Source organism: Stenotrophomonas sp. BIGb0135, from assembly GCF_024810105.1.
Taxonomy (GTDB): domain Bacteria; phylum Pseudomonadota; class Gammaproteobacteria; order Xanthomonadales; family Xanthomonadaceae; genus Stenotrophomonas; species Stenotrophomonas maltophilia_AB.
On sequence record NZ_JANUDX010000012.1, the window covers coordinates 1 to 23720 of the forward strand.

Sequence of the window (23720 nt, forward strand, 5' to 3'; positions counted from 1 at the left end):
ATTAACATCCGGGGGTGTGGGGCCCCTACCCCAACCTCGCGCCCCCGGGCCCCCCCCCCCCCCCCCCACCCCCCCCCCCCCCAGACAACGGGTCGGTGGCCATGGCACAACGCGAAAGCGCCAGCAGAAGGCATCGCCGGCTTCACCGCTCTTTGCTTCCCTGCTTCTTGGTTGAGCACCCGCACACTGTCAAGGGCGGGTAGGGGTGGGTTGGCGGGACCGTCATGCGCCATGGATGGCGCATGCGAGCCTACAGGGATGTATTTACGGCGTGTCCCGCCAACCCGCCCGTACCCGCCCAAACCAGCGAAAGCACACACGAGCAGCGGTGGACGTTGACGTTGACGTTGACGTTGATCCTGCAGTTGCCTTCGGCACTTGAAAGCCCGCCGCAGGCGAAAGAAAAACCCCAAAAAAAACGCCACGCATTGCTGCGTGGCGTTGAAACTGGGGTGAGGCCAACCTGACGCCCCACCACCCGGAGGCGGGCCGAAGATGCCTTCGGCTATTCCCTGCGGCTACCGGGCCGATGGGCCATCCCAGCAGTCGAGCAACGCTCGACTCTACCGCAACTGCTCCCACAGGAAGCTATAGGCCAATGCCGACATGTGCGCGGCCTGCGCATTGTTGGCCGCCCCGCCGTGACCGCCCTCGATGTTCTCGTAATAGGTCACGTCCTTGCCCGCCGCGATCATCTTGGCCGCCATCTTGCGGGCATGGCCCGGATGCACGCGGTCGTCGCGGGTGGAGGTGGTGAACAGCACCGGCGGGTAGGTCTTGGCCGGATCGAACAGGTGGTACGGCGAGAACGTCTGGATGTAGGACCAGTCGGCCGTATCCGGATTGCCGTACTCGGCCATCCACGAGGCGCCCGCCAGCAGGTGGCTGTAGCGCTTCATGTCCAGCAGCGGCACCTGCACCACCACCGCCCCGAACAGCTCCGGGTACTGGGTGAGCATGTTGCCGGTGAGCAGGCCACCGTTGCTGCCGCCCTGCACGCCCAGGTGCTTGGCCGAGGTGATCTTGCGGGTCACCAGGTCGCGGGCGACCGCCGCCATGTCCTCATACGCCTTGTGCCGGTTCTGCTTCAGCGCGGCCTGGTGCCAGCGCGGACCGTATTCGCCACCACCACGGATGTTGGCCACCACGTACACGCCGCCCTTCTCCAGCCACGCCCGGCCCATGCCGCCGGAATACGACGGGGTCAGCGAGATTTCGAAGCCACCGTAGCCGTACAGCAGGGTCGGGTTGCTGCCATCGAGCTTCATGTCCTTGGCATGCACCACGAAGTACGGCACGCGGGTGCCGTCCTTGCTGGTGGCGAAGTGCTGCTCGATCACCTTGCCGTCGGCATTGAAGAACGCCGGCATGGTCTTGAGCACTTCCGGCTGCTTGCCGATCTCGGCCAGTGCCAGCGTGGTCGGGGTCAGGTAGTCGGTGACCGTCATCCATACTGCGTCGCTGTCATCGGCATCGACCGCACCCACGGCCACGGTGCCGAAGGCCGGGGCACCGGTGAAGGCGCTCTTCTTCCAGCCGCTGTCGGTCGGGGTCAGCACGCTCAGGCGGCTCTTGACGTCGTCCAGCACGTTCAGCACCAGGTGGTTCCTGGTCCAGCTGCTGCCGGCCAGCGAGGTGGTCTCGGTCGGCGCGAACAGCACCTCGAAATCACGCTTGCCGGCGATGAAATCGTCCAGCTTGGTCACCAGCAGCGAACCGGCGGTGTAGGTCTTGCCGCCCACCGTCCACGGCTCGCGCAGCTCCAGGGTCAGCCACTGCTTGCGCAGGCCCTTCTCGGCCGAGTTGGGTGCATCGATCTTGGTCAGCGTGCCGTCGTCGCCGCGCAGGTAGACCTCGTTGTTGTAGAAGGCCAGCGTGCGGCTGACCAGGTTGCGCTCGTAGCCGGGCGTGTCGTCGTGCATCGCCGCGATGTACATGTCATCCGGCTTGCCCTCGTAGACCACGCTCGCCGAGGCCATCGGAGTACCGCGCTTCCACAGCTTGGCCACCCGCGGATAGCCGGAGCTGGTCATCGTGCCGTCGCCGAAATCGGTATAGACGAACACCGTGTCGCGATCGATCCAGTTCAGCCCGCCCTTGGATTCCGGACGGAAGAAGCCGTCCTTGATCCAGGACTTGTTGGCCAGGTCGAACTCACGGGTGACGTCGGCATCGGCACCGCCGCGCGACAGCGCGATCAGGCAGCGCGAGTAGTCCGGGCGCAGGCACTCGGCGCCATGCCATACCCAGTTCTCGCCTTCGGCCTTGTTCAGCGCGTCCAGGTCGAGCACGGTTTCCCACGTCGGCGACGCCTTGCGGTACTCGGCCAGCGTGGTGCGGCGCCAGAGGCCGCGCTCGTGCTGCTTGTCCTTCCAGAAGTTGTAGTAGTAGTCGCCGATCTTCTGCACGCCGGGGATCTTGGCGTCCGAATCGAGCACCTCGCGGATGCTGGCTTCCATCTGCTTGAACGCCGGGGTCTGGGCCAGGCGCCCTTCGGACTTGGCGTTCTGCTGCTTGACCCAGTCAAGCGACGCGTCGCCGGTGACGTCTTCCAGCCAGGCGTAAGGGTCGGCGGGGGCGTCAGCGGCCATGGCGGTGCCTGCCACGGTGGCGGACAGCAGGCCTGCCAACAGGCAGGCGGAAGCGATTCGGGACATTGGGGCTCCAGACAGTCATAGGCCCCGGACGCTATCACACGGGCTGGCCCGCGCCCCCGTGTCGAAGGTCAGGGCGCGCGGTGCGCGGGACCATGCGCGCCGTGCGGCGCCTGGCCTGCGGACCACGCCGGCGACGGCTGCGGCGTTGCAGCAGGGCCTGCGGCAAGCGGAAGCGGTACAGGCTCCACCAGGCCAGGCAGGGCATGCCGACCAGCCACATGGGCATCCAGCCCAGCCACTCGCTGCTGCCACGGGCTGCCGGCCACACCAGGACCAGCGCCAGGCCGGCCAGGGCCACCTGGCGTACGGCCCGCAGCACCTGCGGATCGGGGCAGGTGCCGGCACGCGCGGAGCGCTGTGAACGCGGGCAATGACGCGAAGACGACAAGGACATGACACGACTCCGTGCGAAAGTGATGCGTCACCTTGCCGTGCCACCATCTCACCGGCTGCGACCTGCCGACGCAGCGGCTACGGCAAGCGTGAACGCCACCATTGACGTTCTCCCCCGTCCCACCCACCATGCCCGTGCCAGCCACTGGAGCCTTCTGCCGCATGTCTCTGAACCGCCCGCTTCGCGCTCTCCTGTTGCTGTCGACGCTGTCGCTGCTGTCCGCCTGCGCCTTCCGCCACGAGGCCAAGCCGACCCCGGCGCCGGAGGCCGCCAACGCCATCGGCGCCCCGATCGACCTGCAGCGGTTCATGGGTACCTGGTACGTGATCGGCCGGGTGCCCAACCCGGTGGAGCGCGGCCACGTGGCCAGCGTCAACGAGTTCAGCCTGCGCGGCGACCAGAAGGTGAGCATCACCTACCGCTACCGCAACGGCTTCTCCGAACCGCTGCAGCAGCTGACCGTGCGCGCCTCGGTGGACGAGGACAGCGGCAACCACAACTGGCGCACCTGGTTCTACAAGATCGTGCCCACCCACACCCGCGTGCTGGAAGTGGCGCCGGACTATTCGTGGGCGATGCTTGGCTACCCGGGCCGCGAAATGGCCTGGATCTTCGCGCGCAAGCCGGACATGGACAAGGACCTGTACAAGGAACTGGCTACCCGCCTGCGTGACGAGTACGGGGTCAATACCGACAAGCTCAAGCGCGTGCCGCAGCACCCCGAGCAGGTGGACCGGCTGGGCTATGAGGTGCCGAACGTCCGGTAAGGGCGGCGGTCAGGCCGCCTCGCGCGGCTGCACCCTGCGCTCGATTTCCTGACGGGTCGGCAGCGTCTTCAGATCGTACTCGGCCTGGAGGGCCAGCGACGACGCGGCGTCGCCGCCGAAATGACGCGCCAGGCGCACTGCGGTATCCGCCGTTATGCCACGGGTTTGATGCACGATGGCGTGCAATCGCGTCGGCGGCACATCTTGGGGCCATGCGACGTCGCCCTGGGCATGGCGTACCGACCAACGGTCGGTACCGACCGGTCATTTCCGGCTGTAGTGCGAGACCAGGCGGTCGCCGATCATCTGCAGCACCTGCACCAGCACCAGCAGCAGCACCACGGTGACCAGGGCCACGTCGGTGTGCGAGCGCTGGTAGCCATCGCGGAAGGCCAGATCGCCCAGGCCGCCGGAACCGATCGCACCGCCCATCGCGGTGAAGCCGATCAGCGCGATCACCGTCACGGTGGCGCCGGCGATCAGGCCGGGGCGCGCTTCGGGCAGCAGCACCCGGGTGACCAGCTGCCAAGTCGTGGCGCCCATCGCCTGGGTGGCTTCGATCACGCCACGGTCCACTTCGCGCAGGGCGGTTTCCACCAGCCGTGCATAGAACGGCGCCGCGCCGATCACCAGCGGCACGATCGCGCCGCGGACGCCGAGCGAGGTGCCCATCATCCACAGCGTGAGCGGGATCAGCACGATCATCAGGATGATGAAAGGCACCGAGCGCAGCAGGTTGACCAGCAGCGCCAGCGCGCCATACAGCACCGGCTTGCGGTGCAGCTGCGGCGAACCGGTGAGGAACAGCAGCACGCCCAGCGGCAGGCCGATCAGCAGCGTCAGCGGCAGCGAGCCGCCGAGCATCAGCAGCGTATCCAGGGTGGCCTGGCCGATATCGGCCCACTTGCCTGCGTCCAGGTGGCGGAAGAACCCGCCGGCGGTAGCCAGGATCATCGACGCAGCTCCTCGAGGTGGACACCGGCGGCAACGAAGCCGGCCTGTGCGGCCGCCACGTCACCGCCGACCAGCGATACCGTCAGCTGGCCATAGGGCGTGTCCTTGATCCGGTCGATGCGGCCGGACAGGATGTTGTAGTCCACGCCGGTCTCGCGCGCGATGCGCCCCAGCAGCGGTTCGTAAGTATCGGCACCGAGGAAGGTGAGGCGCACGATGCGGCCGGCGACGGCGTCGAAATCCTTGTGCAGCTCGCCTTCGTCCACCTGCTCCGATTCGCTGACGAAGCGGCGGGTGGTGGGGTGCTGCGGGTGCAGGAACACCTGGGTGACCGGGCCGGTCTCGACCAGGTGGCCGGCATCGAGCACGGCAACGCGGTCGCAGACGCGGCGGATCACGTCCATCTCATGGGTGATCAGCACGATCGTCAGGCCGAGTTCGCGGTTGATCCTGCCCAGCAGCTTGAGCACCGAGGCGGTGGTCTGCGGGTCCAGCGCGCTGGTGGCCTCGTCGCACAGCAGGATCTGCGGGCGGGTGGCCAGGGCGCGGGCGATGCCCACGCGCTGCTTCTGGCCGCCGGACAGCTGCGCCGGGTACTTGGTGGCGTGCGCTTCCAGGCCGACGGTGCGCAGCAGTTCGTCCACGCGCGCATCGATCTCCGCGCGCGGGGTGCCGGCCAGTTCCAGCGGGAAGGCGACGTTGGCGGCCACCGTGCGCGAGGACAGCAGGTTGAAGTGCTGGAAGATCATGCCGATCTTCCGGCGCAGCACGCGCAGGCCGTCGGCATCCAGCGCGGTGACGTCCTCGCCCCCGATCAGCAGCCGCCCACCGGTGGGTTCTTCGAGCCGGTTGATCAGGCGGATCAGGGTCGACTTGCCCGCACCGGAATGGCCGATGATGCCGAACACTTCGCCGGCCTCGATGGTCAGGTCCAGCGGCTGCAGCGCGGCAATCGCGCGGCCGCCGACGGCATAGGATTTGTGCAGGCGCTGGAACTCGATCACTTCGCGGTCAACCGGGGCATCGACGGGAGGGGGCGTGCAGCCTACCAGCGCGGGACGGCCCTGGCCCGTGCGGCAGCGCGCAATGATATTCCGTTTGGTTCTAAGCCGACGTGATCGGGCCCGCTGTGGGCCCGGCACGGCTCACGGGTGGTCCAGCGGGCTGGGCGGCTGGACCTGGCGGACCCGCTCGCGGTGCAGCAGGTACAGGCCGGAGGCGACGATGATCGCCGCGCCCAGCCAGGTCGCCCCGTCCGGCAGCGCGCCCCAGAACAGCAGGTCCCAGCCGATCACCCAGACCAGCCCGGTGTATTCCAGCGGCGCGATCAGCGAGGCCTCGCCCAGCTGGAAGGCCCGGGTCAGCGCAACCTGCCCGCCGGCCCCGGCCAGGCCCATGCCGGCGATCAGCGCGGCGTGGCCGAGCTGCAACGGCTGCCAGTCGGGGATGGCCAACAGCCCGGCACCCACGGCCATGATCACCAGGAACCACACCACCATCGACTGCGGGGTATCGGTGCGGGTGAGCATGCTGACGGTGATCGCAGCCACCGCGTAGGCGGTCGCCGCCAGCAGCACCATCAACCCGGGCACCGAGATGAAGCCGCCCACGCCCGGGCGCAGCACCACCAGCACCCCGACCAGGCCGATGCCGATGGCGATCCAGCGGCGCGGGCCGACGTGCTCGCCCAGCAACGGCACCGACAGCGCGGCGATCAGCAGCGGGGCGACGAAGTAGATCGTGTAGGCGGTGGACAGCGGCAGGCTGCGCAGGGCGTAGACGAAGCAGCCGATCATGGCCATGCCGAGCACGCCGCGCAGCAGGTGCAGGGCCCAGCGCCGGGGCACCAGCGAGCGCGGGCCGGCGGTGGCCAGCACCCAGACCAGCACGAACGGCAGCGAGGCCGCGCCGCGCAGGAAGGTGACCTGCAGGGTGGGATAGCTGGCCGAGAGCTGCTTCATGCCGGCGTCCATCAGCGAGAAGCAGGCGACCGCCATCAGCATCCAGGCGACGGCACGGGTGGGGGATTTCTGCATGTCCATGGCCCATTATCACCGGCATGGCCGGGGCGTCCACGGTGGCTTGATAGAATGTGGGCATTCACCCGCTGGAGTTTCGCCCATGCCCTCTTTTGACGTTGTTTCCGAAGTCGACATCCACGAGTTGACCAATGCGGTCGACCAGGCCAACCGCGAGCTGTCCACGCGCTTCGATTTCAAGGGGGTGGAGGCGAAGTTCGTGCTGGAAGACAGCGTGATCACCCAGTCCGCGCCGAGTGACTTCCAGTTGCAGCAGATGACCGACATCCTGCGCCAGCGGCTGACCGCGCGGAAGATCGACGCGGCGTGCCTGGAGTTCGGCGATATCGAATCCAATCTGGCCGGTGCGCGCCAGAAGATCACGGTCAAGCAGGGTATCGAGCAGAAGGTGGCCAAGAAAATCGCGGCGAAGATCAAGGAAGCCAAGCTGAAGGTGGATAGCCAGATCAACGGCGACAAGCTGCGGGTGACCGGCAAGAAGCGCGATGACCTGCAGGACGCGATGGCGCTGCTGAGGAAGGAGACCTTCGAGGTTCCGCTGCAGTTCGATAATTTCCGCGATTGATCCAACGCCGATCGGCCGCGTGGCGCCGTCCAACGGCCGGCACTACCGGCCGGTCGCGCGGATCCGGTGATGCCGGCCGTGGGCCGGCACCCCCGCGCCGCTACCCGCGCAGGTGCTTGTACAACGTGGTCCGCGAGATCCCCAGCTGGCGTGCCGCGGCGGCGATGTTGCCCTCGTGCGCCGTCACGGCGTCTCGCACGGCCTGCGTGCCCTGTGCCCGCAGCGACGGCATGCCGCCCCCCCGCGCGGTGGCCGTCGTGCCCCGCCCTGCCCGCGCGGCCAGCGGCCCCCGTAGGTACTGCACGTAGACCGCGTGGTCTTCGTCCAGCCGCACCCGATGTGCCGGGCCGGCCAGCAGCAGGCGGCGGCGCTGGTGGACGCTGGCGCCGGCGAACAGGCCGTGCAGGGTGAGCAGCGGCAACGGCCCGCGACGCGGCAGGCCGAACAGGCGTCGCGCCACCCGGTTGGCCGCGCGCACGCGCCCGTCCTCCTCGATCGCCAGCAGTCCCTGCAATGGCGACTGCAGCCAGCGCGCGTCGTGCTGCACGGCCAGCAGGTGGCAGGGCCGGTGCTCGACCATCAGCCGGTTCTCGGTGGACAGCGCGGCCTGGCGGAAATAGCCATGCAGCAGCTCCGCATCGCGCTCGCCGGTACCGGTGATGTCCAGCGCGCCGAGCACTTCGCCATCCAGCCCATGCAGCGGCACGCTCAGGCAGAACACCGCGGCGAAGCGGTCCAGGTAGTGCTCGTTGCCGCGCACCAGCGCCGGGGTGTCGTCGGCCAGGCTGCAGGCCGGCGCGGTGGTCCCGATGTCGATCTCGCGCAGGCGCCGCCCGACCTGGATCGGGCGCAGCACCGGCACATCGGCCAGGCCATGCTCGCGCTGGGCCACCACCATGCCGTCGGCGTTGACGCAGAACAAGGTCCACTGGCGTCCACCGAAGGCGGCCCAGAGATGGTCCAGGTCGTCGCGCACGCAGCGGGCCAGGCGGCGGTCGGCCGGGGCCTCCAGGCGCGGGCCGGCGGCGGCCAGGGGCGCGTAGTGCGGCTCCTGCCGGGGCTGCACCCCGGCCTGCCGCGAGCGCTCCCACGAGCGCTGCACCGACGGCGCCAGCAGCGACTCGGCCAGCGCCCCGCCGTCGGCGAAACGCTGGCGCGCGGCCGCCAATGCCAGTTGCTGCTCCCGCTGCATGCCGCCCATGGGTGTTCCTCCAAACCGGACCTGGAGCGTACACCCGTGATGCTGACTGACCGCACCGTCGCAGGCCCGTGGACCTGCGACGGTGCGTTTCACTTGCCGATGGTCAGGATCGGCTTGAGGGTGATGCCACGGGTGCTGTCTTCGGCGGCCTGGTTGATCTGGTCCAGCGGATAGAACTTCACCAGCTTGTCGAACGGGAAACGGCCCTGCTGGTAAAGCTGCACCAACTGCGGAATGAACACCTTGGGCACGCTGTCGCCCTCGACGATGCCGCGGATGCTGCGCCCGCCGAGCAGCAGGTTGTTGACGTCGAACTCGGCCTTGGTGCCGAGCTTGGGCGCACCGACCACGCCGATCACCCCGCGCCCGCCAAGCGCCTCGATGCCCTGCGCCAGCACCTCGGGACGGCCGGTGGATTCCAGCGCGAAGTTGGCACCGCCCCCGGTGATCGCGCGTACGGCGTCGACCACGTCCACGTCGCGGCTGTTGATGACGTGGGTGGCGCCGAGCTCGGTGGCCAGTGCCAGCCGCGACGGCACCACGTCGATGGCGATGATGGTGGTGGCCCCGGCCACGCGCGCGGCCATCACCGCGCTCAGGCCGACCGCGCCGGCACCGAAGCTGGCAAAGCTGCTGCCGGGGGTGACCTGGAGCGAATTGATCACCGCCCCGGCACCGGTCTGGATGCCGCAGCCGAGCGGGCCCAGCAGTTCGATCGGGGCGTCGTCGGGCACCTTGATGGCGTTGTTCTCGCGGCTCAACGCATAGGTGGCGAACGAGGACTGCGCAAAGAAATGATCGTGCAGCGGGGTGCCGTCCGGCGCCTGGATCGCGGTGGAACCGTCCAGCGCGCCGCCGCCGAAGTTGAGCCCGAAGAAGTCCTTGCAGTACGCGCCATGGCCGCCGTTGCAGGGGTTGCAATGGCCGCAGGCGCCGTAGGTGAGCACCACGTGGTCACCCACCTTCAGGTCCTTCACCCCCGGGCCGAGCGCTTCGACCACGCCCGCGCCTTCATGGCCGAGCACCGCCGGCAAGGGCACGGGGTAGTACTGGTCACGCACGATCAGGTCGGTATGGCACAGCCCGGTGGCGATCACCCGCACCAGCACCTCGTCGTCCTGCGGCGCGCGGATGCGCGCGGGTTCGATGGTGAAAGGCTGTTCCTTCCCGCGCACCACGGCCACGGTGATGTCGCGCAGTTCTGCAGTTGCACTCATGTCGGTTTCCTTCGCTCAGATCGGGTATGCGGGCGCTTCGCCCTTGACGGTCAGCCACTGCCACTGGGTGAACTCGTCGATGTTGGACGGACCGCCGATGCTGGTGCCGTTGCCGGAGGCACCCACGCCCCCGAACGGGTTGATCACTTCATCGTTCACGGTCTGGTCGTTGATGTGCAGCAGCCCGGTGCGCAGGCGCTCGCCCAGATTCAGCGCGCGCCCGACGTTGCTGGACACGATCGCCATCGACAGGCCGTATTCGCTGTCGTTGGCCAGTTCCACCGCCTCGTCGTCGCTGTCGAACGGCACCACCACCGCCACCGGCGCGAAGATTTCCTCGTGGAAGGCCGGGTTGTCGCGGCTGACGTCGCTGAGCACGGTGGGGGCGAAGAACAGGTCCTGGTACGTGCCGCCGGTGGCGAGCGTGGCGCCTGCGGCCTGCGCCTCGGCGACGAGGCGGGCGGCGTGGTCGCGCTGCTGGGCGTTGATCAGCGGGCCGATCGCCACATCGCCGGTGGCCGGGTCCCCGACCTTGAGCGAGGCGGCCTTGGCCACCAGCTTTTCCAGGAAGCGCGCGTAGATGCCGCGCTGGACCAGCACGCGGCCGGTCGCCATGCAGATCTGGCCCTGGTGCAGGTACACGCCCCACGCCGTGTTGGCGATGGCCAGGTCGATGTCGGCGTCATCCAGGATGATCAGCGAGTTCTTGCCGCCCAGCTCCAGCGACACCTTCTTCAGGTGCTTGCCGGCCGCTTCACCGACCTTGCGGCCGGCGCCGGTGGACCCGGTGAACTGGATCATGGCGATGTTGGGGTCGCTGGTGAGGGCGGCACCCGCCGCGCCGTCACCGGGCAGCACGTGCAGCAGCCCCGCCGGCAGGCCGGCCAGTTCGAACAGGCGCGCGATGACGAAGCCGCCGCACACCGCGGTGCGCGGGTCCGGCTTGAGCACCACCGCATTGCCCAGTGCCAGCGCCGGGGCGACCGCGCGCATGGCCAGGTAGAGCGGGAAATTGAACGGGGCGATCACCCCGACCACGCCCAGCGGGCGGCGCCGCGCCAGGTTGAGCCGGCCCGGCTCGGACGGCAGCACCTCGCCGATGCTGCGCGAGGGCAGCGCGGCCGCTTCATGCAGCGCCTTGGTGTTCACCTTGGCCTCGAAACCGGCCTTGAGCCGGGTCGAGCCGCTTTCGCGGACCAGCCATTGCACGATCTCATCGTTGTGCTGCTCGGCCAGCTGCGCGGCACGGCGCAGCACCTGGGCACGCGTCTCGTAGGGCGCGGCCGCCCACTCGCGCTGGGCCTTGGCGGCGGTCGCGGCGGCGGCGGCGATCCCGGCCGGATCGGTCATCGCGATCCGGCCCAGGACGGTGCCGGTGGCCGGCTCGATCACGTCCTGGGTGCTGGCACCGGCCTGCCAGGCACCGTCGAACAGCTTGCCCGACCACACGTCGGCGGGGAGGAAGGCGGAGGTTGCTTGCATCGGTTGACTCCTGTTGACGCAGGACGGCCAGGGCCGTCTCCTGCACATGGTTCACCCAGGCATTGGATACCTGCGCACGCGCACTGCCTATTGGCCGTTGGCGGACATGACGCAAGCCCCTGCCTGTACACGGGTTTCGAGCATGACCGGTGTCCAGTTAATGGACAGTAGGCGTGGCCGGCCACGTCCTCACGGCCGCGCGCCGTACAATCACCTGCCCAGCCCGCGATACCGCCCGCCATGAACGACCACGCCTTCACCGACGACAGCGCCCCGGACGGCCCCGATGTCATCGCCGAAACCCGGACCTGGCTGGAGCAGATCGTGATCGGGCTGAACCTGTGCCCCTTCGCCAAGGCGGTGTACGTGAAGAACCAGGTGCGCTTCGTGCTCAGCGATGCGACCACGCCGGAGGCCCTGGTGGAGGAACTGGCCGAAGAGCTGGTGCTCCTGCGCGATACGCCGGCCGAGGAAATCGATACCACGCTGATCGTGCACCCCGAGGTGCTGACCGATTTCCTGGACTACAACGATTTCCTCGACAACGCCGATGCGGCCATCGAAGCGCTGGACCTGCAGGGCATCCTGCAGGTGGCCAGCTTCCACCCGCAGTACCAGTTTGCCGGCGTGGCCCCGGATGACGTGAGCAACTACACCAATCGCTCGCCCTACCCGACCCTGCACCTGTTGCGCGAAGACAGCGTGGAACGCGCGGTGGCCGCCTTCCCGGATCCGGACGTGATCGTGGAGCGCAACATCGAGACGCTGGACAAGCTGGGCGTGGAAGGCTGGACGCGCCTGCTCGGGCGCAAGGACAACTCGCGATGCCACTGACCCCGGCCATCACCGACTGGACCACGCAACCGCTGCGCGACCGCGTGGTCGTGGTCACCGGCGGCGCGCAAGGCGTGGGCCGCGGCATTGCCCAGGCCGTGCTGGGCGCCGGTGGCAGCGTAATGATCGCCGACCTGGATGCCGATGCCGGCAAGGCCTGCCTGAAGGAGTGGGCGTTGCCCGAGCGGGCGGCGTTCCAGCGCGCGGACGTGGCCAGCGAGCGCAGTGTGCAGGCGCTGGTGAAGGCCACGCTGAAGCGCTTCGGTCGCCTCGATGGGCTGGTCAACAACGCCGGCATCGCTAGTGCCCATGGCACGCCGCTGGCGCGGATGACGCTGGCCGAATGGCAGCGCCGGTTGTCCAGCCTGCACGGCGCCTTCCTGTGCAGCAAGCATGCGCTGCCGGCATTGCGCGAGCACGCCGGCGCCATCGTCAACATCGCCTCCACGCGTGCGTGGCAGTCCGAGCCGGACAGTGAAGCCTATGCCGCGGCCAAGGGCGGGCTGGTCGCCTTCACCCATGCGCTCGCGTTGAGCGAAGGCCCGGCCGTGCGGGTCAACAGCATCAGCCCCGGCTGGATCACCACCGATGCCTGGCAGGCGCCGGCCCGCCGGCGCGCGCCCAAGCTGTCACGCCGCGACCATGCGCAACACCCGGCCGGCCGCGTCGGCCAGCCGGGTGACATCGGCGCGCTGGCGGTGTTCCTGCTGTCGGACCTGTCCGGCTTCATTACCGGCCAGGACCATGTAGTCGATGGCGGCATGACCCGGAAGATGATCTACGCAGAATGAATCCCGGCCGCAGGGCGCGGACGGTGCGCATGGTTCGGACGGCGCGCATGGCCTGGACGGCTCGCATGGCATGGACGGCTCGCATGGCCTGGACGGCGCGCATGGCATGGACGGCGCGCATGGTCCCGACGGCACGCATGGCCCGCACGGCGCGTATGGCCCGGCGGTGCGCATGGCCCACGGTGCGCATGGCTTGGACGGCGCGCATGCCGCATACGGCACGCACGACGCACACGACCCGGTAGAGCCGAGCCATGCTCGGCTGACGCGATGCAGACCCATAACGAAGGGCAGACACCGTGGCGACGGCAGGCACCGTGATGAAGGGCAGCCGAGCATGGCTCGGCGCTACCCTGGCGGCTCGGCGGTTATCCAGCCATGCCGTTGTGCCGCAGCAGGGCATCCACGCTCGGCGCGCGGCCGCGGAAGGCGGCGAAATTCTCCGCCGCACTGCGGCTGCCGCCCCGTGAGAGCACTCCATCGCGGAAGTGCGCACGGCCCGAACGGCGCGCACGGCCCGGACGGCGCGTATGGCCCACACGGTGCGCACGGCCCACACGGTGCGTATGGCCCACACGGTGCGCACGCCCCGCATTGCCCGGACTCCGCGCATGGCTTGGACGGCGCGCATCGTGCCGACGGCGCGTATGCCCCGTACGGCCCGGACGGCGCACACGACCCGGTAGAGCCGAGCCATGCTCGGCTGACGCGGTGCAGACCCATAACGAAGGGCAGACACCGTGGCGACGGCAGGCACCGTGATGAAGGGCAGCCGAGCATGGCTCGGCGCTACCCTGGCGGCTCGGCGGTTATCCGGCCATGCCGTTGTGCCGCAGCAGCGCATCCACGCTCGGCGCGCGGCCGCGGAAGGCGGCGAAATTCTCCGCCGCACTGCGGCTGCCGCCCCGCGAGAGCACTTCATCGCGGAAGCGCTTGCCGGTCTCGGCGACCTGGCCCGGCGCCTCTTCGAATGCGGCATAGGCGTCGGCGCTGAGTACTTCGGCCCACTTGTAGCTGTAATACCCAGCCGCGTAACCGCCGGAGAAGATGTGGCTGAACTGGTGCGGGAAGCGATTCCAGGCCGGCGGACGGTTCACCGCCACCTCGTCGCGCACGCGTTCGAGCACCTGCAGGACGGTGTCCTGGACCGGATCGAAGCTGCTGTGCAGCTGCATGTCGAACAACGCGAATTCCAGCTGGCGCACGGTGAACATGCCGCTCTGGAAGTTGCGCGCGGCCAGCATGCGGTCGAACAGCGCGCGCGGCAGCTGCGCGCCGCTGTCCACGTGGGCGGTCATGCCCTGCACGCGGTCCCACTCCCAGCAGAAGTTCTCCATGAACTGGCTCGGCAGTTCCACCGCGTCCCATTCCACGCCGTTGATACCCGCCACGCCAAGCTCGCCGATGCGGGTCAGCAGCTGGTGCAGGCCATGGCCCATCTCGTGGAACAGGGTGGTGACCTCGTCATGGCTGAAGGTGGCCGGCTTGCCCTCGGCACCCTTGCCGAAGTTGCACACCAGGTACACCAACGGGGTCTGCACGCCGGCCGCGGTATCGCGGCGGTTGCGGCAATCGTCCATCCACGCCCCACCCCGCTTGCCTTCGCGTGCGTACAGGTCGAGGTAGAACTGGCCCACCAGCGCGCCCTGCGCATCCACCAGGCGGAAGAAGCGCACGTCGGGATGCCAGACCGGCGCGCTGTCCGGCTGCACCTGCAGGCCATACAGCCCCTGGATCACGCTGAACAACCCGTCCAGCACCTTCGGCTCGGTGAAGTACTGCTTCACCTCCTGCTCCGAATAGCTGTAGCGGGCCTGCTTGAGTTGTTCGCTGGCAAAGGCCAGGTCCCAGGCCTCCAGCGTGGCCAGCCCCAGCGTGTCGCGCGCGAACGCGTCCAGTTCGGCACGGTCGCGCTGCGCGTGCGGCTTGGCGCGCGCGGCCAGGTCGCGCAGGAAGCCCAGCACTTGCGGCGCGTCTTCGGCCATCTTGGTGGCGATCGAGTACTCGGCGTAGTTGGCAAAGCCCAGCAGCGCAGCCAGCTCGGCACGCAGTGCCAGCACGCGATCGATGTTGGCGCTGTTGTCCCACGCGGGATCGCCGAACTCGGAGGCGCGCAACGCGTTGGCGCGGTACAGCGCTTCGCGCAGCGGGCGATGCGTGGCATAGGTCAGCACCGGCAGGTAGCACGGCATCTGCAGGGTGAGCTTCCAGCCGGGAAGACCATCCTTCTCCGCCGCCGCCCGCGCCGCGGCGATCACATCGTCGGGAAGCCCGGCCAGTTCAGCCCGATCGTCGACATGCAGCGACCAGGCATCGGTCGCATCCAGCACGTTCTGCGAGAACGTTGCCGACAGCGCCGACAGCGCTTCCTTGATCGCACTGAAGCGCGCCTTGCCCGCGTCATCCAGCTCGGCGCCACCCAGGCGGAAATCGCGCAGGGCGTTGTCCAGCACTTTGCGCTGGGCGTCATCGTAGTGCGCCGCCTCCGGGGCGGCCGCCAGCGCGCGGTACTGCTGGAACAGCGCCAGGTTCTGGCCCAGCGCGCTGCCGAAGCGGGTCACCTTGGGCAGGTTGGCGTTGTAGGCCTCGCGCAGCGCCGGGGTGTTGACCACGCCCTGCAGGTGGCCTACCTGGCCCCAGGCCCGCCACAAACGCTCGGTGGCATCGTCCAGCGGCACCACGAAACTGGCCCAGGTGACCGGGCTGACGGTCTCTGCTGCCTTCACCGCAGCGTCGGCGTCGGCCAGCAGCGCGTCGATGGCCGGGGCGATGTGCTCGGGCTGGATCGCGTCGAAACGCGGCAGGCCGGAAAAATCGAGCAGGGGGTTGGTGGGGGTCACAGGCATCTCCAGACAACGGGGCCGCGGCAGCGGCATTCCCCCACGATATGGCATCGCCCCCGGGCCCGCGCAACCCCTCGCGGGCAGCCCGGGCGGCCGATGTTCACGCGCGGCAGACGGGTGCGGGCCGACGCTGCGGTTTCCCACGCCGGTGTCGCGGAGCGCCCATGGACGGAATCACCCACGCACTGCCGGCATTCGCGTTGATCGGCACCGCCAGCCACGCCGAACTGGACTGGATCGCCGCGCTGGGCCAGGCCGACGAACAGGCCCGCCATCGCGCGGCCCTGCAGCACGTGGTCGGCGCGCAGCGCGGGCTGCTGCAGGACGACCAGCTCTGGTACCCCTACGAAGTGATCGAGCGCGGCGCGGCGCGCTGCGAACCCGGGCACGAGCGCGAGTTCGTGATGTGCACGCTGCTGGTGCTGCTGGCCGTGCATGCGGGCCAGCGCGTGGGCGTGGACCTGGCCCTGCAGTTCGACGACCTGGCCGCCACCTACGAGACGCTGCCGCCGGTGCTCCGCGATACAGTGCTGGATGCCTACCAGTCCCTGACCGGCTGAAGCCCACGTAGAGCCGACCGTTGGTCGGCTGCACTAGAGGTTGCGATGGACGTTGCGCTAGGCGGTGAGGTTCACGGAACCCGTTTGGCGGGCAGCCGACCAACGGTCGGCTCTACACCTCAATACAGCGCCTCAAGCGACGCGCAGGGCAACGCAGGCAAGCCCTGCCCGGCCACCGCCGCGGCGATCACCGCATCGGTCTGGTCCACGTCGATCCCCTGCCTGGGATACCAGTCCGGGTTGTAGTAACTGTGCGCATAGCGCTCGCCGCTGTCGCACAGGATGGTCACGATCGAGCCGCTGCGGCCGGCCTGGCGCATCAGCTCGGCGGCCTGCAGCACGCCGATGAAGTTGGTCCCGGTGGAGCCGCCGACGCGGCGCCCCAGCTGCCGGCTCACATGCCGCATCGCGGCCAGGCTCAGCGCATCGGGCACCTTGACCATCGCATCGACGCTGGTCGGGATGAAGCTCGACTCCACCCGCGGCCGGCCGATGCCTTCCACCCGCGAACCGCCGCTGCAGGTCAGCTCGCGCCACGGCTGGCCGGCCAGCGCGGCGCAGTAGCCGTCGTAGAACACCGAGATTTCCGGGTCCGCGCACAGGATCCGGGTGTCGTGCCGGCGGTAGCTGACGTAGCGACCAAGCGTGGCCGCGGTGCCGCCGGTGCCCGGGCTGCACACGATCCATTCCGGCACCGGGTGCGGCTCCTCGGCCATCTGCTTGAAGATGGATTCGGCGATGTTGTTGTTGGCACGCCAGTCGGTGGCCCGCTCGGCGTAGGTGAACTGGTCCATGAAGTGGCCGCCGGTCTCGCGGGCCAACGTTTCCGAATCGCAGTTCAGGTCGCAGGCGCGTTCGACCAGGTGGCAGCGGCCGCCATGGAACTCGATCGCGGCGATCTTTTCCGGCGAGGTCGTGGCCGGCATCACCGCGATGAACGGCAGCCCCAGCAGGCGCGCGAAATACGCCTCGGACACGGCGGTGGAGCCGCTGGACGCCTCGATCACCGGGCGCCCCTCGCGCAGCCAGCCATTGGCCAGCGCATACAGGAACAGCGAGCGCGCCAGGCGGTGCTTGAGGCTGCCGGTGGGGTGGCTGGATTCGTCCTTGAAGTACAGGTCGATGCCAGGATGCCCGGGCAGGTCCATCGGGATCAGATGGGTGTCGGCCGAACGGTTGAAATCGGCTTCGATCTTGCGGATGGCGGCAGCCACCCATTCACGCTGCGACATGGCCAGGACTGTGCAAGGAGACGCAGCATTCTACGTCGCCTTGCGACCACTCCGCTAAAATGGGGGCCGACGGCCGTGATTTCCGCGGCCCCCGCTGCCCCAGGATCCCCCATGAGCCTTGCTTCCCTGCAGTCCCAGCCCGGCGTCGCCGCCGAGGTGCCGGCCGAAACCACCGGTTTCGTGTTCAACCACACCATGCTGCGCGTCAAGGACAGCGCCGCGTCGCTGGACTTCTACACCCGCGTGCTCGGCTTCCGCCTGATCGACCAGCGCGACTTCGCCGAGGCCCAGTTCAGCCTGTACTTCCTGGCCCTGCTGCCGGCCGGCACGGTCATCCCGGAAGGCGACGATGCGCGCCGGGTGTGGATGGCCGGCATTCCCGGCGTGCTGGAACTCACCCACAACCATGGCACCGAGACCCAGGACGGCCCGGTCTACCACGACGGCAACAGCGACCCGCGCGGTTTCGGCCATATCTGCGTGTCCGTGCCGGACATCCAGGCCGCCTGCAAGCGCTTCGATGCCCTCGATGTGCCTTACCAGAAGCGCCTGGAAGACGGCCGCATGAAGCACCTGGCCTTCATCAAGGACCCGGACGGCTACTGGGTGGAGATCATCTCCAACAGCCCGATCGCCTGAGCCCCGCGCGATGGGCCGGTACACGCCTGGGCGCGGGTGCCGGCCGATGGGCGCCACGTCGCTGGACGGTACGCGGCGACGTGGTCAGCAAGGTGCACGGGGCGGCAACGCCCGCCTCGCGTGCCGGTGGTATACCTGCGCGACCGCCCAACCTGTGGAGTGCGCATGGAAACCATGGACCTGCATCGCGGCCGCCTGATCGACCACCTGCAACTGGTGGTCAGGGACCTGCCGGCCAGCCGCCGCTTCTACCAGGCCGTGTTCGACACCCTCGGCATCCCCATCGGCGGCGAGGGCGACACCTACTTCTGGGCTGACGAACTGTTCATTTCCAGCGCCGACAGCGAGGCCGCCGCCGGCCAGCTCACCGGCCGCCACCACCTCGCCTTCCAGGCGCGTGACCGCGCCACCGTGGCCGCCTTCCACAGCGCCGCCCTGGCCAGCGGTGGCAAGGACAACGGCGCGCCGGGCGAACGCCCCTACCACCCCGGCTACTACGCCGCGTTCGCGCTCGACCCGGACGGCAACAACATCGAAGTGGTGTTCCATGGCCCGGCCACCTACAGCGCCGATTCGGTGAAAGTCACCTTCTAGCCTCGCGCTCGCGCCGCGTTCACGCCGGCATGCTGGAATGCCGGTGCAACGGGGCGGCCGGGGAATGCCCGGCCTGCGATCTGGAACGCCGCGTCCACCAACGCGGCCTGGCAGGGAGCTCGGCATGCATCGGTTTGGTCGTCGTCCTTTGATCCTGCTGCTGTGCCTGCTGGCGTTGCCATGGAGCAGCGCACTGGCGCAATCGCGCTGCACCGAACGGGCGCGCACGCTGCTGCGGCCAGCGGAAGTCAGCTGCACCCATCAGACCGCGTGGATCGATTCGGGTGTCGTGGGGCAGCGGCGGGTCACCTACCAACTGCCGGTCGGCACGCCACCGGCCCGGGGCTGGCCGGTGGTGCTGCTCTACCAGGGCTCGTTCTTCGCGCTGGACGACTTCCATTACGCCGACAGCGACCCGTTTGGCGGTTTCCATGAAGGCAAGCTGGTCCAGCGCCTGCTCGACCACGGCTATGCGGTGGTCGCGCCCGCCGCACCGGCCGATCTGTTCTGGCAGACCAACCTGCCCGGGTTGTCCAGCACCTATGAGCTGGGCACCGACTACGACTTCCTCGGCAACGTGTTCGATGCGATCGCCGCCGGCACGTTCGGCCCGCTCGATCCGCTGCGCCGGTATGCCACCGGCATTTCCAGCGGCGGCTACAACACCAGCCGCATGGCGGTGTCCTTCCCCGGCGAGTTCCGCGCGCTGGCGGTGCAATCCGGGTCGTATGCCACCTGCGGCGGGCCGATGTGCACCGTACCCGACGTGCTGCCGGCCGACCATCCGCCGACCCTGTTCCTGCACGGCTTCATCGATCCGGTGGTGCCGTGGCGGACGATGAACGCGTATTACGGCCGCCTGCAGGCGCAGGGGATCGAGACCGCGCTGTACACCGAATCACTGGGGGCACATGCGTGGTTTGCCAGCTCGCCCGCCCGCATCGTGGCCTGGTTCGACGCGCATCCCTGAACCGCTGAAGATGAACTCTTCATCTTCCGTACGGGCGATCTCACAGGATGAGACTGCCCTGCCCTAGCGTTTGCGCATGGAGACCATACGCAAACTGGCGATCCTGGCCGATGCCGCCAAATACGACGCGTCCTGTGCCTCCAGTGGCGCGGGACGACGCGATTCGCGCGCGTCCGGTGGCATCGGCAGCACCGATGGCCCCGGCATCTGCCACAGCTACACGCCCGATGGCCGCTGCGTGTCGCTGCTGAAGATCCTGCTGACCAATTTCTGCATCTACGACTGCGCGTACTGCGTCAACCGCGTGTCCAGCAACGTGCAGCGCGCGCGATTCAGCGTGGACGAGGTGGTCGCGCTGACCATGGACTTCTACAAGCGCAACTACATCGAAGGGTTGTTCCTCTCCAGCGGCATCATCCGCAACGCGGACTACACCATGGAGCGCATGGTCGAGGTGGCACGCGTGCTGCGCGAAGAACACCGCTTCGCCGGCTACATCCACCTCAAGACCATCCCCGAAGCGTCGCCGGAGCTGCTGGCCGCTGCAGGTCGCTACGCCGATCGGCTGTCGATCAACATCGAGTTGCCCACCGAGGCGGGCCTGGCCAGCTTCGCGCCGGAGAAATCGCTACCCTCCATCCGCGGCGCGATGGGTGAACTGCGCTGGCGGATCGAAGAGGCGAAGGAGGCCCGGAAGGGCGATGCGGCCGCCGGTGCCATCGCCACGCCCGCGCCCCGTGTATCGCGTGCGCGGCCGCGCCCGCCGAAATTCGCGCCCGCCGGCCAGAGTACGCAGATGATCGTGGGGGCCGACGGCGCCAGCGACCAGCAGATCCTCACCGCCGCCGACAACCTGTACGGCAACTACCGCATGCGCCGGGTGTACTACTCGGCCTTCAGCCCGATACCCAATGCCAGTCGGATCCTGCCGCTGCAGGCGCCCCCACTCGCACGCGAACACCGGCTGTACCAGGCCGACTGGCTGCTGCGTTTCTACGGCTATGGCGTGGAAGAGATCACCGATACCACCCAGGGCGGCATGCTCGACCTGGACATCGACCCCAAGATGGCCTGGGCGATCCGTCATCCCGAGCGCTTCCCGGTCGACCTCAACCTGGCCCCCAAGGAACTGCTGCTGCGCGTGCCCGGGCTGGGCGTGCGCAACGTCAAGCGGGTGTTGATGGCACGCCGCCAGGTGCGCCTGCGCGTGGCCGACGTGGCGCGGTTGCGCGCGCCGATGAGCAAGCTGCTGCCGTTCGTGCAACTGGCCGACCACCACCCGCGCAAGCAGCTGGACGACCCCGCCACGCTGCGTGCGCGGCTGGCGCCGCCGCCGAAACAGGGCTCCCTGTTCGACAGCCCTGCCGCGCACTGAGATGGCACGCTGGACGGTGCGCATCGACCCGGCGTGGTCGCTCGATGCCTGGCGCGACGCCGCGCGCCTGGCGCTGCGCCGGGGCGTGGCGCCGGAGCAGCTGGACTGGCTGCAGGACCAGGAGCACTCCCTGCTCGACGCGCCGCCGCTGCCGGCGAGCGAGGACGCCGGCGACGCGCCCACTTACGTATCCAAGGCCTTCGTCGAGCTGGCCGCCACCTGCCTGTGCCATCGCGATCCGCAGCGGCTGCCGTTGCTGTACCGGCTGTTGTGGCGGATCGCCCGCGGCGAGCGCGGCCTGCTGTCCAACCCTACCGACCCGGACGTGCTGCGCGCGATGGCGCTGGCCCAGGCGGTCCGCCGCGACACGCACAAGATGAAGGCCTTCGTGCGCTTCCGCGAAGTGCCGGGCGAGCAGGATGCCTTCATCGCCTGGTTCGAGCCGGAGCACCACATCGTGGACCGCGTCGCGCCCTTCTTCGCCCGCCGCTTCACCGGCATGCGCTGGGCGATCCTGACCCCCTCGCGCAGCGTGCGCTGGGACGGGCAGGCACTGTCGTTCGGCGCGGGCGGCCGCCAGGCCGATGCCCCCCTCGAGGATGCGCGCGAAGCGCTGTGGCGCACCTACTACGCCAACATCTTCAACCCGGCCCGGCTCAACACGCGGATGATGCAGCAGGAGATGCCGGCCCGATACTGGAAGCACCTGCCCGAGGCCACCTTGTTGCCCGCCCTGGTGCGCGATGCCGGCGACCGCGTGCAGGACATGCACGACCGTGCCGCGCAGGCCCCGCAACGCCGTATCCCCGAGCGCAGCATCGCCCTGCGCGGGCCGGCCACCGCCACGGGCGACGACCTGGACGCGCTGCGCACGGCGGCCGCCGCCTGCCGCCGCTGCCCGTTGTGGGAGCCGGCCACCCAGACCGTCTTCGGCGAGGGGCCACGCGATGCCAAGGTGATGCTGGTGGGCGAGCAGCCCGGCGATGCCGAGGACCTCAGTGGGCATCCCTTCGTCGGCCCCGCCGGCCAGTTGCTGGACCAGGCCCTGGGCGAACTGGGCATTGATCGCAGCACGCTGTACCTGACCAACGCGGTCAAGCACTTCCGTTTCGAGCGGCGTGGCAAGCGGCGCATCCACAGCACGCCGCAGGTGACCCATATCAACGCCTGCCGCCCGTGGCTGCTGCGCGAGATCGAGCAGGTGCGCCCGGCGGTGATCGTGTGCCTGGGGGCCAGCGCCGCCACGGCGGTGTTCGGGGCGGGGTTCAAGCTGATGGACAACCATGGCCGCTGGCATGCGCTGGAAGACGGCACGCGCGCTTTCGCGACGGTGCACCCGGCGTGGGTGCTGCGGCAACCGGCCGGCACCGCGCGCGACGCCGCGTACCGGTTGCTGCTGGATGACCTCGCCAGGCTGCCGCGCGCAGGCGACAGCGCCGACCCGGTCACCTGAGCCGCCGACGCCTGCCGCCGATCCCGCCTCCATTTGCTACCCTTCGCACCGTCGGTTGCACCCTGCAGCTACCGCGTGCCGTGGTTCGCTCCATCGAACAAGGCCGCGCAATTTCCTGCGAGGCGACGGCTCGAATGGATCACGACTTCCCCCGCCCCATCCCGCTGCGCATCGTGGCGACCGGCGAGTACATCCCGTCGCGCCGCATCGAGTCGAGCACGTTCGACCAGCGCTGGGGCAAGCCTGCCGGCTGGACCCGGCGCCATGCCGGCATCGATTACCGCCATTTCGCCGGTCCCGACGAATCCGCCTCGATGATGGCCGCACACGCCGCGCAGGACGCATTGCAGCGTGCCGGGCTGCGTGCCGACCAGGTCGACGTGGTGATCAGTGTCGGCGGCGTCATGGAACAGGCCATCCCCTGCACGGCCGCGCTGGTACAGCGGCGGCTGGGCCTGGCCGGCAGCGGCATCCCCGCCTTCGACGTCAATGCCACCTGCCTGGGCTTCCTGGTCGCCCTGGACCTGGTCGCGGCAACCCTGGTCACCCGGCGCTTCCGGCGCGCGCTGCTGGTGGCCGGCGAAGTTGCCTCGGCCGGGCTCAACTGGGACGACACCGATACGGCGGCGTTGTTCGGCGACGGTGGCGCGGCGGTGATCGTCGAGGCCAGCGAGGACGACACCGGGTCGTGCCTGCTCGCCTCGCACATGGAAACCTTCAGCGAAGGCACCGAGTTCTGCCAGGTCCGCGCCGGCGGTACGCGCGTGCGCCTGGCCGACGGCGCCGAAGCGTTCGCCGCTGCCTCGCACTTTGAGATGTCCGGGCGCTCCACCTACCGGCTGGCCGCGCAGAAACTGCCCGGCTTCATGCAGACGCTGTTCCAGCGCGCGGGCGTGACCGTCGACCAGGTGCCGTTGCTGGTGCCGCACCAGGCCAGTGCCAAGGCGCTGGACCACCTGCAACGCGCGCTGCGGCTGCCGCCCGGCTCGCTGGTGCGGATCCTGCAGACCCACGGCAACCAGATGGCGGCCTCCATTCCCCTGGCACTGCACCACGCGATCACCGCCGGCGACCTGCGTCGCGGCCAGCTGTTTGCGATGGTCGGCTCCGGGGCTGGCCTGTCCTTTGCCGGCGCAGTGCTGCGGTACTGAGC

22 protein-coding genes are annotated in these 23720 nt (G+C 69.1%); 11 read left to right on the forward strand and 11 right to left on the reverse strand.

The genetic code is table 11. The features are described 5' to 3' along the window. Window positions 1–563: 563 nt before the first annotated feature. A complete protein-coding gene (locus M2421_RS18505; protein ID WP_259209566.1) occupies window positions 564–2657 on the reverse strand; it encodes a prolyl oligopeptidase family serine peptidase in 2094 nt (697 codons plus the stop codon). 34 nt (window positions 2658–2691) lie between these two features. Continuing rightward, window positions 2692–3051 carry a hypothetical protein gene (locus M2421_RS18510; protein ID WP_259209568.1) on the reverse strand — a complete coding sequence of 120 codons (360 nt, stop codon included), beginning with the start codon at window positions 3049–3051 and terminating at the stop codon, window positions 2692–2694. 161 nt (window positions 3052–3212) lie between these two features. On the opposite strand from M2421_RS18510, the gene M2421_RS18515 reads away from it, so the two are divergent. Continuing rightward, window positions 3213–3818 carry a lipocalin family protein gene (locus M2421_RS18515; RefSeq protein ID WP_259209569.1) on the forward strand — a complete coding sequence of 202 codons (606 nt, stop codon included), beginning with the start codon at window positions 3213–3215 and terminating at the stop codon, window positions 3816–3818. A 9-nt stretch (window positions 3819–3827) separates the two neighbouring features. On the opposite strand, the gene M2421_RS18520 is transcribed toward M2421_RS18515, so the two are convergent. From M2421_RS18520 to M2421_RS18535, 4 genes are all read right to left on the reverse strand, one after another. Continuing rightward, window positions 3828–4019: a hypothetical protein gene (locus tag M2421_RS18520; RefSeq protein ID WP_259209572.1), complete on the reverse strand. Its 192-nt coding sequence runs from the start codon at window positions 4017–4019 to the stop codon at window positions 3828–3830. Between the two features lie 63 nt (window positions 4020–4082). Further along, complete coding sequence (locus tag M2421_RS18525) at window positions 4083–4772, reverse strand: methionine ABC transporter permease (RefSeq protein WP_259209575.1); 690 nt, start codon at window positions 4770–4772, stop codon at window positions 4083–4085. Continuing rightward, window positions 4769–5776, reverse strand: a complete 1008-nt coding sequence (locus tag M2421_RS18530; RefSeq protein ID WP_259209576.1) for a methionine ABC transporter ATP-binding protein — start codon at window positions 5774–5776, stop codon at window positions 4769–4771. The genes M2421_RS18525 and M2421_RS18530 overlap by 4 nt, the downstream gene beginning before the upstream one ends. Window positions 5777–5917: 141 nt before the next feature. Further along, the gene (locus M2421_RS18535) at window positions 5918–6814 is read right to left on the reverse strand and encodes a DMT family transporter (RefSeq protein WP_259209578.1); all 897 of its coding nucleotides are present in this window, start codon (window positions 6812–6814) and stop codon (window positions 5918–5920) included. Window positions 6815–6893: 79 nt separating this feature from the next. On the opposite strand from M2421_RS18535, the gene M2421_RS18540 reads away from it, so the two are divergent. Then, window positions 6894–7376: a YajQ family cyclic di-GMP-binding protein gene (locus M2421_RS18540; protein WP_259209580.1), complete on the forward strand. Its 483-nt coding sequence runs from the start codon at window positions 6894–6896 to the stop codon at window positions 7374–7376. Window positions 7377–7476: 100 nt separating this feature from the next. Here the strand turns inward: M2421_RS18540 and M2421_RS18545 are convergent, their stop codons facing one another. The 3 genes from M2421_RS18545 to M2421_RS18555 all read right to left on the reverse strand — a co-directional run bounded on the left by M2421_RS18545 (window position 7477) and on the right by M2421_RS18555 (window position 11276). Further along, entirely contained in the window at window positions 7477–8577 is a 1101-nt protein-coding gene (locus M2421_RS18545) for a helix-turn-helix domain-containing protein (RefSeq protein WP_259209582.1), read from the reverse strand. 89 nt (window positions 8578–8666) lie between these two features. Then, entirely contained in the window at window positions 8667–9794 is a 1128-nt protein-coding gene (locus M2421_RS18550; RefSeq protein ID WP_259209583.1) for an NAD(P)-dependent alcohol dehydrogenase, read from the reverse strand. A gap of 15 nt (window positions 9795–9809) precedes the next feature. After that, window positions 9810–11276 carry a benzaldehyde dehydrogenase gene (locus tag M2421_RS18555; protein WP_259209585.1) on the reverse strand — a complete coding sequence of 489 codons (1467 nt, stop codon included), beginning with the start codon at window positions 11274–11276 and terminating at the stop codon, window positions 9810–9812. A gap of 240 nt (window positions 11277–11516) precedes the next feature. Between M2421_RS18555 and M2421_RS18560 the strand changes: the two genes are divergently transcribed. After that, complete coding sequence (locus M2421_RS18560) at window positions 11517–12110, forward strand: DUF1415 domain-containing protein (RefSeq protein WP_259209588.1); 594 nt, start codon at window positions 11517–11519, stop codon at window positions 12108–12110. Then, window positions 12101–12901: an SDR family oxidoreductase gene (locus tag M2421_RS18565; protein ID WP_259209591.1), complete on the forward strand. Its 801-nt coding sequence runs from the start codon at window positions 12101–12103 to the stop codon at window positions 12899–12901. Before M2421_RS18560 ends, M2421_RS18565 begins: the two co-directional genes overlap by 10 nt. A gap of 809 nt (window positions 12902–13710) precedes the next feature. Here the strand turns inward: M2421_RS18565 and M2421_RS18570 are convergent. Beyond that, window positions 13711–15747 (reverse strand): M3 family metallopeptidase, encoded by a 2037-nt coding sequence (locus M2421_RS18570; protein WP_259209594.1) that lies wholly within the window; start codon window positions 15745–15747, stop codon window positions 13711–13713. Between the two features lie 161 nt (window positions 15748–15908). Between M2421_RS18570 and M2421_RS18575 the strand changes: the two genes are divergently transcribed. Then, on the forward strand, window positions 15909–16304 hold the full coding sequence (locus M2421_RS18575; RefSeq protein WP_259209596.1) for a hypothetical protein: 396 nt from the start codon (window positions 15909–15911) through the stop codon (window positions 16302–16304). Between the two features lie 119 nt (window positions 16305–16423). Here the strand turns inward: M2421_RS18575 and M2421_RS18580 are convergent, their stop codons facing one another. Further along, the gene (locus M2421_RS18580) at window positions 16424–17536 is read right to left on the reverse strand and encodes a PLP-dependent cysteine synthase family protein (protein WP_259209599.1); all 1113 of its coding nucleotides are present in this window, start codon (window positions 17534–17536) and stop codon (window positions 16424–16426) included. Between the two features lie 111 nt (window positions 17537–17647). Between M2421_RS18580 and gloA the strand changes: the two genes are divergently transcribed. From gloA to M2421_RS18610, 6 genes are all read left to right on the forward strand, one after another. Then, window positions 17648–18175: a lactoylglutathione lyase gene (gloA, locus tag M2421_RS18585; RefSeq protein ID WP_259209603.1), complete on the forward strand. Its 528-nt coding sequence runs from the start codon at window positions 17648–17650 to the stop codon at window positions 18173–18175. Window positions 18176–18340: 165 nt separating this feature from the next. Then, the gene (locus M2421_RS18590; protein WP_259209605.1) at window positions 18341–18769 is read left to right on the forward strand and encodes a VOC family protein; all 429 of its coding nucleotides are present in this window, start codon (window positions 18341–18343) and stop codon (window positions 18767–18769) included. A gap of 124 nt (window positions 18770–18893) precedes the next feature. Then, entirely contained in the window at window positions 18894–19739 is an 846-nt protein-coding gene (locus M2421_RS18595; protein ID WP_259209607.1) for a hypothetical protein, read from the forward strand. A 76-nt stretch (window positions 19740–19815) separates the two neighbouring features. Next, the gene (locus M2421_RS18600; protein ID WP_259209609.1) at window positions 19816–21114 is read left to right on the forward strand and encodes a putative DNA modification/repair radical SAM protein; all 1299 of its coding nucleotides are present in this window, start codon (window positions 19816–19818) and stop codon (window positions 21112–21114) included. Window position 21115: 1 nt separating this feature from the next. Further along, window positions 21116–22567, forward strand: a complete 1452-nt coding sequence (locus M2421_RS18605; RefSeq protein ID WP_259209611.1) for a UdgX family uracil-DNA binding protein — start codon at window positions 21116–21118, stop codon at window positions 22565–22567. A gap of 134 nt (window positions 22568–22701) precedes the next feature. Beyond that, a complete protein-coding gene (locus M2421_RS18610) occupies window positions 22702–23718 on the forward strand; it encodes a 3-oxoacyl-[acyl-carrier-protein] synthase III C-terminal domain-containing protein (protein ID WP_259209614.1) in 1017 nt (338 codons plus the stop codon). The last annotated feature ends 2 nt before the right edge of the window (window positions 23719–23720 follow it).